Source organism: Brevundimonas sp. (assembly GCF_018608325.1).
Taxonomy (GTDB): domain Bacteria; phylum Pseudomonadota; class Alphaproteobacteria; order Caulobacterales; family Caulobacteraceae; genus Brevundimonas.
Window position 1 is genome coordinate 1,236 of record NZ_JABAZW010000059.1, and the last position, 13,933, is coordinate 15,168.

The following is a 13,933-nucleotide window of genomic DNA, read 5'->3' on the forward strand; positions in this document are numbered from 1 at the left end:
GGGCGCGCCGCGCCTGATCGACAGTCCGTGGGGTCAGGCCGTCTGGTTCGACGGCGCGGGCGACGCCCTGTTCATCGACAATCACCCGCTGGCGGGCGCCCGGACCTTCACCTTCGAGGCCCTGTTCCGCCCCGACGGCGGCGCCTTTGAACAACGCTGGTTCCATCTGGAAAGCGACCCCGCGCCGGATGCCCCCGAGGCGCGGATGCTGTTCGAGGTGCGGATCGTCGAACAGGGCTGGTATCTGGACACCTTCGCCTTCGGCCCCGGCTATCGTCAGCCGCTGATCTTCCCCGACCGCATCCATCCGCTGGGCCAGTGGAGCCACGTGGCCCAGACCTTCGACGGCGCGACCTACCGCGCCTATGTCAACGGCGTGCTGCAGGGCGAAGCGCCGCTGGCCTTCCGCCCGCAAGGCCCCGGCCGCGCCTCGGTCGGCATCCGCATCAACCGCGTCTATCCATTCCGCGGCGCCGTCCGCCAGGGCCGCTTCACCCCGACCGCCCTGCCGCCGGAACGCTTCACCATGGGCGGCTAGATCAGCCGTCCGCCCGCTTCGTGCGCCAGCAGCCAGCGCTTGCGCTCTAGTCCGCCAGCATAGCCGGTCAGGGTTCCGTTCGCGCCGATCACCCGGTGGCACGGCACGATGACCGCGATGGGGTTGGAGCCGTTGGCGAGACCCACAGCCCGCACCGCCTTGGGCGATCCCACAGCATCAGCCAACCGTCCATAGGTCCAGGTCTCGCCCGCTGGAATGGTCCGCAGGGCCCGCCAGACCGCGCGCTGGAAATCGGTGCCGCCGGTCTTCACCTCGACCCCATCGAACGCCGACAGGTCGCCGCTGAAATAGGCCTGAACCGCCTGCCGCACGGCTTCCGGCGCCTGACCGGGGACCAGCATCACCTCGCCATAGTGGCGGCGCAGCAGACGCAGGAACCGCGCCTCATAGTCATGGAAATCCAACGCCCGCACTGCGCCCTGGGCATCAGTCGCCACCAGCACCTCGCCCACCGGCGAACCGATGCGGTCCAGCGTCAGGATCAGGGTCTCAAGCTGCTTCGTCATCACGCGTCTCCTTGATCGTCTTCCAGTACAGCGCCCCATAGGCGCGCCACGGCCGCCAGTGTTCGGCCCGCACCATCAGGGCCGCATCCGTCGTCGTCAGCCGGTCGCTGGGTGCATCCTCGTCAGCGTCGATCCAGTCGCCGGGCGGACGAAGGCCGGGCCGCGCTTCAATCGCCGCCGCCAGCGCAGGATCGTGCGACAGGTCATGGGCGATGGCCTCTGGATCAGCCGCCAGATCAAACACCCGTCGCACCCGCGCCAGAACGCCGGGCAGAGCCTTCAACTCCGACACCCGCGCCTCGACCGCCAGCCGGTTCGCCACGCCCGGCTGGACCGACACCGAACCCTCGGTCCCGTCGGTTTGAGGCGTCAGCCGCCGCGTCCACACGCCAGCATCTACGGCTTCCCCATCCGCGCCCCGCGCGTTCAGAGCCGCGATCATCGCGCTCCAGTCATAGGGCGGGCGATAGGCCAGACTGATCCGCACCGTCTCGCCGCGCGCCTCGTTCGCTGTGCGGCGGCGCAGTTCCGAAGGCGGGCGGCCGTACAGGGCCTGAAACGTCTCATTGAAACGCCTGACGCTGCCGAAGCCGGACGCCATCGCCACCTCGGCCATCGACAGATCGCTGTCGTGGATCAGCTGTTTGGCCAGCAGCACTCGCCGCGTCTGGGCCACACTGACCGGCGCCGCGCCCAGATGCTGGCGGAACAGGCGGCGCAGATGCCGCTCGCCCACGCCCAGCCGCGCGGCCAGCGTATCGGCGTCCCCGGTGTCCAATGCCCCTGCTTCGATCAGGGCCAGCGCCCGGCTGACGGTGTTGGAGGTGCCGCGCCATGCGCCCATTTCCGGCGCTGTCTCTGGCCTGCATTTCAGACAGGCGCGCAGGCCCGCCTCCTGGGCTGCGGCCGCCGTGGGATGAAACACCACATTGCCGCGATTGGGCGTCCGCGCCGGGCAGACCGGGCGGCAATAGATCCCGGTAGACAACACGCCGGTGAAGAACCGCCCGTCGAACCGGGCGTCCCGCGCCACCACGGCGCGCCAGCAGGCTTCCTGATCCAGTATCTGTTCCATGACCGGCAAGATGGGCGCTCACCCGCCGCTTGTCTCGCGGTTTTCGGACATGGATCGTCTGTGCAGATGTTCAAGCGGAGCGAGATTCAATTCGCGCTCAGATCGCGACAGGCATAGCCTCACGCCGTCTGCACATAAAAGAGAGGGAGTAACGTCGTGGTTCGCCTGCCTCATCTCGTTGTCATCGGCGCCGTCGCCGCAATGGCTTTCAGCGCCTCCGCCCAGCAACGCACCAGTCCGCCCCGCCCGCCCGGCGGCGGCATTCCGCCCGGCTCGTACCAGCAGACCTGTCGCGGCATTTCGCTGAACGGCAATCTGCTGCGCGCCCAATGCACCAATGAGCGGGGGGCGCCCGTCTCCTCGACCCTGGACACCAACAGCTGTCGCGGCAGCGACATCCGCAATGACAACGGCTATCTGCGCTGCGGTTCGACCGGCGGCGGCGGTCCTCGCCCGCCCGTGCCGCCCGGCCCCGGTCCGCGCCCGCCAGAGCCTCCACGTCCTGAGCCGCCGCGGCCCCCGTCCGGCGGCGCGTTCGAAGTCATCGCCTACACCCGCGCCAACTACAGCGGGCAGCAGCTTCGCATCCGCCAGCCCATCGACAATCTGGCCAACCATCGCGGCTTCAATGACAATATCCGCTCGATCCGGGTCATCCGCGGTCGGGTCCAGATTTGCGAAGACGCCCGCTATCGCGGTCGCTGCACCACGATCAGCCGCTCGACGGGCGATCTGAACCGTGTCGGCATGGCCAACCGCGTCTCTTCCATCCGCTGAGAGGAACCGGCCCCGGTCACGCCGGGGCCGGTCTTTCGGTCGATCAGGACTCGCGCCCCACGATCAGCCGCGCCGTCGATTTGATCATTCGCCAAACCTCGGCAATGAAGCCCCAGACCACCGCGATCATGATCACCACCTTGACGTCGCCATCCAGGTACAGTGTCACGACCCGCTGCCAGTACGCCTCGGGCGTCGGGACCCAGATCAGCGGTGTCAGCGGCGAATGGAAGAACAGCCACCATATCGCCCAGGCCGTCGCCGCGGCAAAAACCAGGTCGCCCAGAGCCGTCAGACGCACTGGCGATCCCGTCGCCGCACGGGTTATGTCAAAGGCGATCCGCGCCAGGGCGAAGACGATCACCGGCCAATAGGCCGCCTCGACGATCCCACGCAGGATGACACCATAGTCCACACCATTGATGACGCCCGCCAGATCCTGCGGTCGAACCGGGGTGATCGGCGTCAGATTGGTCCACCACAGCAGCAGCACCGTCCAGCCGATGGCGCTGGCAACAGCCCCCGCGACCGGCGACATCTGCGCGCTCTTGCGGACCTCGCCGCCCTTCTTGGTCTTTGGCCCGGACCAGTCACCCCAGCCCTTGCCATTGGCCAGACGCTCGCCCCAGGTCTCTGCGTCCAGATTGCCGATCTCGAACAGGGTCAGATCCTTGACCCGCCACTCCGAAATGAATTTCGGCTTCTTGTCCTGCCGCTCGATGAAGAAGCCGATGACAGTCAGCACGCCGACCAATGTGAAACCGCCGCTGATGAAGCCGTTGATCGCCTGCCCGATCGCCTGACCGGCATAGACGTCGCCCGTCGCCACCCGCGCCACAGCGCCCAGCACAGTCACGCAGACCAGCACCATCAGCGCCACCTTCACCGCGAACCACCACCAGGGATAAAGCTCCGGCCCGATCAGCGCCTGCGGGCCGGATCGATAGCGCGCGGCCACCGTCAGCGGATGACCGACCTCGCGCAGCAGGGCTTCGATCTCATTGTCGCTCGGCGCCCGGCCCAGCCGCGCCTCCAGCGCTTCCAGACGCCCCATGATCTCATCCCGCAGCTCGGCGACAATGTCCTCGCGCAAATCCCGAGGCAGTTGCGCCGCCACGGCGTTCAGATAACGCTCCACCAGGTCCATCCCGGTTGCTCCCGCTTGATTTCCCGTTTTCACAGCATCTTCTCCAGCGAGGCCGACAGGCCGCGCCATTCCGTCGCCAGCCGCGCCAGCATCGCCTCGCCGCGCCCTGACAACCGGTAGAACCGCTTCTTCCTGCGATCCTCCTCACGCCATTCGCTGTTCAGCAGTCCCTGGCTCTCCAGACGGCGCAGCAACGGATAGAGGGTGCTCTCCTCCATCTCGATCCCCGCCTCGCCCAGCGCGACCCGCAGCGAATAGCCGTATTGCTCGCGCCTCAGACTGGCCAGCACCGCCAGGATCAACGACCCCCGCCGCAGCTCCAGCCGCAAGCTTTCGAACAGAAGCTCTTCCTCATTCTGGCTCACGACCATCTCCGTGCGCCACATAGTGTGTGACACACAGTGTATGAGGCATACTGTGCGATGGAGTCAATCTCACACCGTCTACACCGACCATCGAGACAAAGAAAAAGGGCGGTGGACATTGTCCACCGCCCCAATTCTCACCCGAAGGTTCGTTCGACTTAGAACGACTTCGACAGGTTCACGAAGGCCGAGCGTCCGACATAGTCATAGCCCGAATACAGGGGGGCATTGCCGACCCGGTTGTACACGCCCGTCGTGATCGACGGCGGGTCTTGGTTGAAGATGTTACGCACACCCACCGTAGCGGTCCAATTGTCGGTACGATACTGGACCGATGCATTGTGCAGGAAGTAATCCGGCACAGTCAGGTTGTAACCCTCAGCGGCGTAGTCATCACCGTACTCACGCAGGTAATAATCCTGGTCGCTGGTGCCCTGAATGTACTCCACGCCGTAACGAACGCGCCAGTTATCCCAAGCATAGGTCACATCGCTGTAACCCGAGAACTCAGGAACATTGATACGGCCCTTCTGGTTACGAACCGGGTCGGTCGGCAAGGTCTGGCTCGACGAATCCGTGACTTGAGTGACGCCCAGGTTGAACGTCACCTTGCCCGGACCAACGTCACGACGGTAGCGCAGGGTGTAATCGAGCCCCTTAGCGGTGTCAGTCGCGATGTTGATGTAGCTGCTTTCAACCGTCAGAGCATTGTTAGCCGGATCCCGCGTGATGAACGAGCAGTTGCCCACTCGCGCGTTGAAATCAGAAGTGCTGGAGTTGTAGCAATCCGAAAGGATGGCTGCGCCACCAAGACGAACGACGCTGTTGTTGATCTCGATCTCATAATAATCGGTCGCGAACGACAGCTCTCCCCAACCCGACGGAAGTTGCGGCTGGAAGACAAAGCCAACCGTCAGATTGTCCGAGGTTTCAGGCTTCAGGTTGTTGGCCGCGCCACCAAGCGTGAAGACGCGAACGCCCTGCGTCGCCACGAAGTTGCCCAGACCCAAGGAGGTGCAGTTTGCAACCCTGTTGGGGTTCGAGGTTGCTGTCAGTTCATTACAAGGATCGTTCGGTGCAGTCAGGAAGCCCGAAGTCGCGCCCAAGAACTGCTCGAACAACGCAGGAGCACGATATGATGTACCGTAGGTACCACGGACCGTCAGCCATGACGTCGGCGCATAAACCAGACCGATCTTGTAGGTCGAGTCAGAGCCAGCATTCTCGTAATCAGTATAACGAACCGAGGCGTTCAAAGTCAGAGACTGAACAAGCGGCAGATTGGCGAGCAAGGGCGCTTCAACTTCGCCGAAGACCTCCCAAACCGACTCAGAACCACGCGTCGGCGTCGCCGTCGAGTAGTTAAAGATATTGCCGGTCTGCATGTCCATCGCCGGAGTGTCGTCGATTTCAGCATCACGCCATTCAGCGCCGACGTAGGCCTGAACCTGACCGGCCGGAAGGGAGAACAGCGGGCCGTCGAAGCCGACGCTGATGACCTTTTCAACATACTCGGTCGTGCCGGTAATCGGGCGGAAGACGTAGTTCTTCCAATCTTCCGGCAGACGCCCACCAATGGTGTCGCCGTTCAGGAAGGGTGCAGCAATACAACCCGCCGTCGGATCAATCGTGTTGACGCGGCAGGTTACCGTTCCAGTCGCACCCGATGTCAGAATGCCCGTACGCGTCAGACGCGGATCCATGCCTGCGGGTGCAGTCACTACGTCAAGCGAGTCGCGCAGCAGGCTCGTGATAAACTGTTGCGAGGTATAGGAGGCCTTGGAGCGCGTGTAGCTCGCATAGGCGTCGTAGCGCCATCCCGGAATGACGAAGTCGCCACGGATGCCAGCCAGGCTCTTGGCGAAATCAACCGTTTGCTCGGATTGGTCATTGCCGTAGCCGATGAAGGCGCGCACGCCGACGCGAGCATTGGCGTTCGGTCCGGTGAGCGGGCTGAGACCCTGGTTCGCCGAGAAGTTCGAGAAGGCCAGGTTGCCTGGGATCAGCGGGCTGCCACGCAGGTAGTCCAGCGAAAGCTGACGGTAGCCCGTTTGCGACGATTCACGGCGGTTGATCAGGACCTCGCCGTAAACTTCCGCATTACCCAGCGCTTGCAGGTCGTAAGAACCTTCCAAGAAGAGCGTTTTGACTTCGACCGGCGAAATCAGCGACTCGTTGAGCATGCGATCTTCAAAGGTGTCACGGATCGCCGTGGACAAACCAAGGAAGCCTTCAGCCAAATCAAGATCCGGATTGTCCAGATAAGCGCCGCCAACACCTTCGAAACCAACGAGGCCCGTGCTGGCTGCAGCGTTTGGACGCCAACGGTTAAAGTACACGCCGTTTGCATACGCCACGCCAGGAACGCCGTTCGCGCCGATCAGGCCAGGACGCACCGTGACGCCAACGAGCCCAACGCGAGCATCGCTGGTCAGGTTGCTCGTACCGATCGTGTTGATCGTCACGCCGCCACCATCAACCGTGTAGCACTTCGAACGACCGGTCAGCGGATCAATATAATCCTGCCCATTGGTGAAACCATCAACGGCGCACTGGGTGAAGTTGCGGTCACGAAGGCGAAGTTCATTGCGCTTGTAGTATTCCGCCGAACCGGACGCACGCCACCGATCACCACTCGTGCCAGCAACGATCGACAGGCGGGTTTGATCGCCCGCGCCCTTAGCGTCCGTAGGAGAGTTGTATTGCCCCTCAACCGTTACGCCGTCGATGTTATTGCGCGTGATGATGTTCACAACGCCCGCAACAGCGTCCGAACCATAGACCGACGATGCGCCGTCCTTCAGGATTTCAATACGCTCGACCATTGCCGACGGCAGAACGTTCAGGTCAGCAGAGCCAACCGAACCGCGCGAGCCAGCAGGCGCCACACGGCGGCCGTTCAGCAGAACCAGGGTGCGCTCAGCACCCAGGCCGCGCAGCGACAGGGTGTTCGCGCCTGGGCCGCCGTTGGTGACAAAGCCGCCGTAAGCGTTGTTGATCTGCGAGGTGCCGCCCGTAACGGCCGTCCCCTGCAGGGCTTCCGTAGTCGAGGCGAAGCCGGCCAGCGTAGCGTCCTCACGCGTCACGACTTGAATTGGCGACGGTGCATTATAGTTGTCACGACGCAGGCGCGAACCAACGACGACGACTTCATCGACGGTCGAGGCGTCATCAGCCTTTTGTTGGGTCGTCGAGGACGATTGGGCAAAAGCTGCGGGTGCGAAACCGATCATCGCGACGGCAGCGACGCCAGCGACGATTGTCGACCCCATAAGTTGGTTCTTCAGTTGCATCATAATCAAATAGGCCCCTTGAAAAATGGACTACGCCATCGCGTACAGGCGTTCCGATGATGGCTTATAGGAGGGCGTAATGAAACGACAGCAATCCGGTCGCCTTTTGGTCACTTTCGATACGGGCGCGTAACAATTCCGCCACACAAGGCAAAATGAGATAACGCAATTATCCTCCCAATGACGCGATAATCGTGTTTATTTTTCCGCATTTTTCGAGCCCGGAACAAAATTAATGGAATTATTTTCTTCATTCTGACTTTTTTCTTCTTGTTGCAGTTTAGATGCTGCTTGACCATATCGCGGCTCTCTTTGAGCTAAAATACGGCGAGCATTTCTGTAAGATTGGCAACAAACCCACTGATTAACTGGCGAAACAAACGATATTTTCACGTGCCGCCCATGGCGATTAAGCACGCCAACCACTAATCTTTGTTCATGGCTCGTTCCCCCTCGAAATCGACCAAGCCCGTCCATGTGCCGAACCCCGGCGTGCAGGAGGCGTCGGCCCAGTTCATGCGCGAGACGGGCAAGCCGGCGAAGAACATGCCGATGTTCGCCCCCGTCACCGGCCCGCGCCTGACACCGGAGGAGCCGGTCGCCTCACCGTCCGGCTGGGTGCCGCACCGTCCCTCACGCGAGGGGACCAAGAAGGGCGGCGCCTTCCGGCTGGAGACGAAATACACCCCCGCCGGCGACCAGCCCGCCGCCATCGCCGAACTGGTGGCCCAGGCGGGTGAAGGTGATCGGGATCAGGTGCTGCTGGGCGTCACCGGCTCGGGCAAGACCTTCACCATGGCCAAGGTCATCGAACAAACCCAGCGCCCGGCCCTGATCCTGGCCCCGAACAAGACCCTGGCGGCCCAACTCTATTCCGAGTTCAAGGCCTTCTTCCCGGACAATGCGGTCGAGTATTTCGTCAGCTATTACGACTATTATCAGCCGGAAGCTTATGTACCAAGAACAGACACTTACATCGAAAAAGACAGCTCCATAAACGAGCAGATCGACCGGATGCGGCACTCAGCGACGCGGGCGATTCTGGAGCGCGACGATGTGATCGTGGTGGCCTCGGTCAGTTGCATCTACGGCATCGGGTCGGTGGAGACCTACACCGCCATGACCTTCACCCTGAAGGTCGGGGACCAAATCGACGAGGCCAAGCTACGCGCCGACCTGATTGCGCTGCAATACAAGCGCAACGACCTGAACTTCGACCGGGGCATGTTCCGTAAACGCGGCGACGTGATCGAGATCTTCCCGGTCCACCTTGAGGACCGCGCCTGGCGCATCAGCCTGTTCGGAGACGAACTGGAGGCGATCCAGGAGTTCGACCCTCTGACCGGCAAGAAAACCGCCGACCTGACCGAGATCACCGTCTATGCGGCCAGCCACTATGTCACCCCGCGCCCGACGCTGAACCAGGCGACCAACGGCATCAAGGCGGAGCTGAAGGAGACGCTGGACTGGATGGTCGAGAACGGCAAGCTGCTGGAGGCGCAACGCCTGGAGCAACGCACCCGCTTCGATCTGGAGATGATGGAGGCCACCGGCTCCTGCGCCGGGATCGAGAACTACAGCCGCTGGCTGACCGGCCGCGCGCCGGGCGAGCCGCCGCCGACCTTCTTTGAATACATCCCCGACAACGCCCTGCTGTTCGTGGACGAGAGCCACGTCACCATCGGCCAGATCAACGGCATGTTCCGGGGCGACTACCGGCGCAAGTCGACGCTGGCGGAGTACGGCTTCCGCCTGCCCTCCTGCATCGACAACCGCCCGCTGAAGTTCGAGGAATGGGATGCCATGCGGCCCCAGACGGTTCACGTCAGCGCCACCCCCGGCCCGTGGGAGATGGAGCGGGCGGGCGGCGTCTTTGTCGAACAGGTCATCCGCCCCACCGGCCTGATCGACCCGCCGGTCGAGATCCGCCCCGTCTCGGGCGCCACCCGCAACCAGGTCGATGACGTCATCGACGAGGTCAAGGCCACCACCCGCACCGGCTACCGCTCGCTGGTCACCACCCTGACCAAGAAGATGGCCGAGGACCTGACCGAATACATGCATGAGCAGGGCATCCGCGTCCGCTACATGCACTCGGACGTGGACACGCTGGAGCGGATCGAGATCCTGCGCGATCTGCGGCTGGGGTCGTTCGACTGTCTGATCGGCATCAACCTGCTGCGCGAGGGTCTGGACATCCCCGAGTGCGGGCTGGTCGCCATTCTGGACGCGGACAAGGAGGGCTTCCTGCGCTCCGAGACCTCATTGATCCAGACCATCGGCCGCGCCGCGCGCAACGTGGACGGCCGCGTCATTCTTTATGCCGACCGGATGACCGGCTCGATGGAGCGCGCCATCGCCGAGACGGACCGTAGGCGAGAGCGTCAGGTCGCCTACAACACCGAACACGGCATCACGCCCGAAAGCGTCAAGCGCGACATCAAGGAAATCCTCGACAGCCCCTATGAGTCCCGCGACATGGACCGCCTGACCAAGCCGGGCGTGGCCGAGGCCTCCAAACCCTTCGTCGGAACCAACTTCCAGGCCGCCCTGCGCGATCTGGAAGGCCGCATGCGCGAGGCCGCCTCCAACCTGGAGTTCGAGGAAGCCGCCCGCCTGCGCGACGAGATCAAGCGCATGAAGCTGATGGACCTGGAGTTCGCCAACGAAGCCCTGACCGGCGCAGGCGAAGAGGTGGACCGGTCAGCGCCGAAGAAATGGCGCAAAGAGGCGGCTGCGGAGGCGCAGGAGCGGTTCAGGAAGGGGCTGTTGTAAGCTTCCCTTCTCCCCTTGCGGGAGAAGGTGGCCGAGCGAAGCGAGGTTGGATGAGGGGTTATAACACCTCCGACTATCGAGGCCTTACCGCCTTCTCCCGCAAGGGGAGAAGGGACGGGTTTGAGGTTGAGGGTTGCGGTTGGCGTGAGTGCGCGACAAGCTTCGCCATATGAACGACTGGCTCCATGACCGCGCCAGACAGATGCGCCGCGAGCCAGTCCTCTATGAGCGGCGGCTGTGGTCCATACTTCGTGATCGACGGCTAGAAGGATTGAAATTCAGGCGGCAGGTGGTGCTGGGCCGCTATATCGCCGACTTCGTCTGTCTGAGGCATCGGCTGATCGTCGAGGCGGACGGCCCCCAGCATGATGACCGGATCGAAGACGCCGAACGCGACGCCTGGCTGCGCGAACAGGGGTTCCGGGTGCTGCGATTTCCCAATCAGATGATCGAGAACCATCGCGAAAAGGTGCTGGCCGCCATTGTCTCGGCGACTGATCCTTCTCCCCTTGCGGGAGAAGGTGGCGAGCGAAGCGAGACGGATGAGGGGTCGGTTTGACGTGAAGAAAGTCGGAGGATCAGATGGTGGAGCAACCCCTCATCCGACCCTCCGGGCCACCTTCTCCCGCAAGGGGAGAAGGGAAAACAATCACTTCCAACCAAACACCTCCTGCCACTCCTTAACCGGCACCTGAACGACCGTCCCATTGCGGCGGATGGTCATTTCGCGGCCGGTGCGCAGAAGGCGTCTTCGCTCGTCCTCTTCCACCGGTGTCAGGCCTGCGGCGATCACTTGGGCCTCCAACGCCTCAACACGGTCTTCGATGGCGAACCGCTGGCGCGACAGGGACTCGATGAGATCCCCGTTCAGGGCGACTTCAGCGCCGCGCTTCTTCCAGAAGGCGGTTTTCAGCGAGCAGGCGTCGGGGTTGTCGGGATCGACGCCGAACCGTTCGGTGATCTGCGTGTGCTCCATCATCAGGATGTCGAACACCAGTTGCAGCGGCGCCGTCTCCACCGTCAGGTCGCCCCGCCCTCCGCCCTTGCGGTCGGCCAGCTTCTGATAGGTTTCGGCCAGGGCCGCCAGCGCCCGTGCCTCGCTCCACATTCGCGCCGACATGGCCCGGCCCGAGGCCAGGGTCGCCTGCCGCGCCAGCGTCGCCGGATCGCTGGCCTCGCCCTGCCCGTCCGTCGGTTCGAACAGGGCCATGGAGGGCGGCGGCGTCGCCGTGCAGGCCTCCGGGTGCAGATAGCGGGACCAGCCCTGTTTGCAGGCGCGGGCGCGCAGCGAGGCCTCGGTCACGTCATGCTTCAGCGCGACATCGGCGGCGGGCATGCCGCTCAGATAATCGTCGCGCACCCTGGCCCAGACCTCGGGGCTGCGGATCTTGTAGCGTCGTCTTTCCATGCGGCCATTATCGCCCATGGAGAAACTCAGGTGCGTAGATCGAGATTTTTCGAGGTTAGAGCGCGGATTCTACAGGAATCTCGATGCGGGTTTACAGGCGGTTGCGCACCTATCTGCGCCTTCTCCCTCCCCCGCGGGGGAGGGAGAGGGCTGGATCAATCCTCGTCCATCTTAAGCGCGGCGATGAAGGCTTCCTGCGGGATTTCGACCTTGCCGAACTGACGCATCCGCTTCTTGCCTGCCTTCTGCTTCTCCAGCAGCTTCTTCTTGCGGGTGGCGTCGCCGCCGTAGCACTTGCTGGTCACGTCCTTGCGCAGGGCGCGCACGGTTTCGCGGGCGATGATCTTGCCGCCGATGGCCGCCTGAATCGGAATCTGGAACAGGTGCGGCGGGATCAGCTCCTTCATCTTCTCGACCATGCCCCGGCCGCGCGTCTCGGCACGGGCGCGGTGGACCAGCATGGACAGGGCGTCGACCGGCTCGGCGTTGACCAGAATGGACATCTTCACCAGATCGCCGACCTTGTATTCGGTGATCTCGTAGTCGAACGAAGCATAGCCCTTAGAGATCGACTTCAGGCGGTCGTAGAAGTCGAAGACGACCTCGTTCAGCGGCAGCTCATAGACCACCATGGCGCGGTTGCCGACGTAGGACAGCTCGACCTGCTGGCCGCGACGGTCCTGACACAGCTTGATCACCCCGCCCAGATATTCGTCGGGCGTCAGGATGGTGGCCTTGATCCACGGCTCGGCGATGGTCTCGATCTGCATCACGTCGGGCAGGTCGGCCGGGTTGTGCAGGTCCATCTCGGCGCCGTCGCGCAGGCCGATCTTGTAGACGACCGACGGGGCCGTCGCGATCAGGTCGAGATTGAACTCGCGGCTGAGGCGTTCCTGAATGATTTCAAGGTGCAGCAGGCCCAGGAAGCCGCAGCGGAAGCCGAAGCCCAGCGCCGCCGAGCTTTCCATCTCATAGGTGAAGGAGGCGTCGTTCAGGCGCAGCTTGCCGATGGCGGCGCGCAGGTCCTCGAAATCGGCGGCGTCCACCGGGAACAGGCCGCAGAAGACCACCGACTGGACTTCCTTAAAGCCCTTCAGCGGTTCGGCGGTGGGCTTCTTCTCGTCGGTGATGGTGTCGCCGACGGCGGCGTGGGCGACTTCCTTGATCTGGGCGGTGATGAAGCCGACCTCGCCCGGGCCAAGCTGGTCCACGGGGGTGTTCTTGGGCAGGAAGACGCCGACCCGGTCGATCAGGTGGGTCGAGCCGTTGCGCATCATCTTGACCCGCATGCCGGTCTTCAGCACGCCGTCGAACACACGCACCAGCACGACGACGCCCAGGTAGGGGTCGTACCAGGCGTCGACCAGCATGGCCTTCAGCGGGGCGTTGATGTCGCCCTTGGGCGCGGGCAGCTTGGTGACGATGGCTTCCAGCACGTCCTCGATGCCGATGCCGGACTTGGCGCTGGCCAGCACGGCTTCGGAGGCGTCGATGCCGATGACATCCTCGATCTGGGCGCGGACGCGGTCCGGCTCGGCGGCAGGCAGGTCCACCTTGTTCAGGATCGGCACGATCTCGTGGTTGTTGTCGATCGCCTGATAGACGTTGGCCAGCGTCTGGGCCTCAACCCCTTGCGAGGCGTCCACCACCAGCAGCGAGCCCTCGCACGCCGCCAGCGACCGCGACACTTCATAAGCGAAGTCGACGTGGCCCGGCGTGTCCATCAGGTTCAGAACATAGTCCTGACCGTCCTTGGCCTTGTAGTTCAGGCGGACGGTCTGGGCCTTGATGGTGATGCCCCGCTCCTGCTCGATCTCCATATTGTCCAAAACCTGCTCGGACATCTCACGCGCGGTCAAACCGCCGGTGAACTGGATCAGGCGATCGGACAGGGTCGACTTGCCGTGGTCGATGTGCGCGACCACGCTGAAGTTGCGAATGTTCGAGATAGGGGGAGTCGTCATCCGCGCGCCCTATCACGCGTACGTGTCGGGGACCAGAGCGGGCGCCGATCTGCGCCTTTGTCAG

The 13,933-nt window shown here is 63.3% G+C and carries 11 protein-coding genes; 4 read left to right on the top strand and 7 right to left on the bottom strand.

The window, feature by feature from the left end:
• Nucleotides 1-538: LamG-like jellyroll fold domain-containing protein (locus QZ281_RS06170; RefSeq protein WP_292225982.1), on the top strand; the 538-nt coding region annotated here is incomplete at its 5' end.
• On the opposite strand, the gene QZ281_RS06175 is transcribed toward QZ281_RS06170, so the two are convergent.
• Nucleotides 535-1,065: a methylated-DNA--[protein]-cysteine S-methyltransferase gene (locus QZ281_RS06175; protein ID WP_292225986.1), complete on the bottom strand. Its 531-nt coding sequence runs from the start codon at nucleotides 1,063-1,065 to the stop codon at nucleotides 535-537. The two genes, QZ281_RS06170 and QZ281_RS06175, sit on opposite strands and share 4 nt — an antisense overlap.
• The gene (locus tag QZ281_RS06180) at nucleotides 1,049-2,140 is read right to left on the bottom strand and encodes an Ada metal-binding domain-containing protein (protein WP_292226031.1); all 1,092 of its coding nucleotides are present in this window, start codon (nucleotides 2,138-2,140) and stop codon (nucleotides 1,049-1,051) included. The genes QZ281_RS06175 and QZ281_RS06180 overlap by 17 nt, the downstream gene beginning before the upstream one ends.
• 156 nt (nucleotides 2,141-2,296) lie before the next feature.
• Here QZ281_RS06180 and QZ281_RS06185 point away from each other — a divergent pair, with 156 nt between their 5' ends.
• Nucleotides 2,297-2,917: a beta/gamma crystallin-related protein gene (locus QZ281_RS06185; RefSeq protein ID WP_292225989.1), complete on the top strand. Its 621-nt coding sequence runs from the start codon at nucleotides 2,297-2,299 to the stop codon at nucleotides 2,915-2,917.
• A 43-nt stretch (nucleotides 2,918-2,960) separates the two neighbouring features.
• Here QZ281_RS06185 and QZ281_RS06190 read toward each other — a convergent pair whose 3' ends face one another.
• From QZ281_RS06190 to QZ281_RS06200, 3 genes are all read right to left on the bottom strand, one after another.
• Entirely contained in the window at nucleotides 2,961-4,064 is a 1,104-nt protein-coding gene (locus QZ281_RS06190) for a hypothetical protein (RefSeq protein WP_292225992.1), read from the bottom strand.
• Nucleotides 4,065-4,093: 29 nt separating this feature from the next.
• The gene (locus QZ281_RS06195; RefSeq protein ID WP_292225995.1) at nucleotides 4,094-4,429 is read right to left on the bottom strand and encodes a helix-turn-helix transcriptional regulator; all 336 of its coding nucleotides are present in this window, start codon (nucleotides 4,427-4,429) and stop codon (nucleotides 4,094-4,096) included.
• A gap of 158 nt (nucleotides 4,430-4,587) precedes the next feature.
• A complete protein-coding gene (locus tag QZ281_RS06200; RefSeq protein ID WP_292225998.1) occupies nucleotides 4,588-7,725 on the bottom strand; it encodes a TonB-dependent receptor in 3,138 nt (1,045 codons plus the stop codon).
• A 435-nt stretch (nucleotides 7,726-8,160) separates the two neighbouring features.
• Between QZ281_RS06200 and uvrB the strand changes: the two genes are divergently transcribed.
• Both uvrB and QZ281_RS06210 read left to right on the top strand, forming a co-directional pair.
• Nucleotides 8,161-10,497, top strand: coding sequence for an excinuclease ABC subunit UvrB (uvrB, locus tag QZ281_RS06205; RefSeq protein ID WP_292226000.1), 2,337 nt, complete (start codon nucleotides 8,161-8,163; stop codon nucleotides 10,495-10,497).
• Nucleotides 10,498-10,645: 148 nt separating this feature from the next.
• Complete coding sequence (locus QZ281_RS06210; RefSeq protein ID WP_363297489.1) at nucleotides 10,646-11,056, top strand: DUF559 domain-containing protein; 411 nt, start codon at nucleotides 10,646-10,648, stop codon at nucleotides 11,054-11,056.
• Between the two features lie 90 nt (nucleotides 11,057-11,146).
• On the opposite strand, the gene QZ281_RS06215 is transcribed toward QZ281_RS06210, so the two are convergent.
• Both QZ281_RS06215 and lepA read right to left on the bottom strand, forming a co-directional pair.
• On the bottom strand, nucleotides 11,147-11,923 hold the full coding sequence (locus QZ281_RS06215) for a hypothetical protein (RefSeq protein ID WP_292226002.1): 777 nt from the start codon (nucleotides 11,921-11,923) through the stop codon (nucleotides 11,147-11,149).
• 137 nt (nucleotides 11,924-12,060) lie between these two features.
• The gene (lepA, locus tag QZ281_RS06220) at nucleotides 12,061-13,869 is read right to left on the bottom strand and encodes a translation elongation factor 4 (protein ID WP_292226004.1); all 1,809 of its coding nucleotides are present in this window, start codon (nucleotides 13,867-13,869) and stop codon (nucleotides 12,061-12,063) included.
• Nucleotides 13,870-13,933 lie beyond the last annotated feature (64 nt).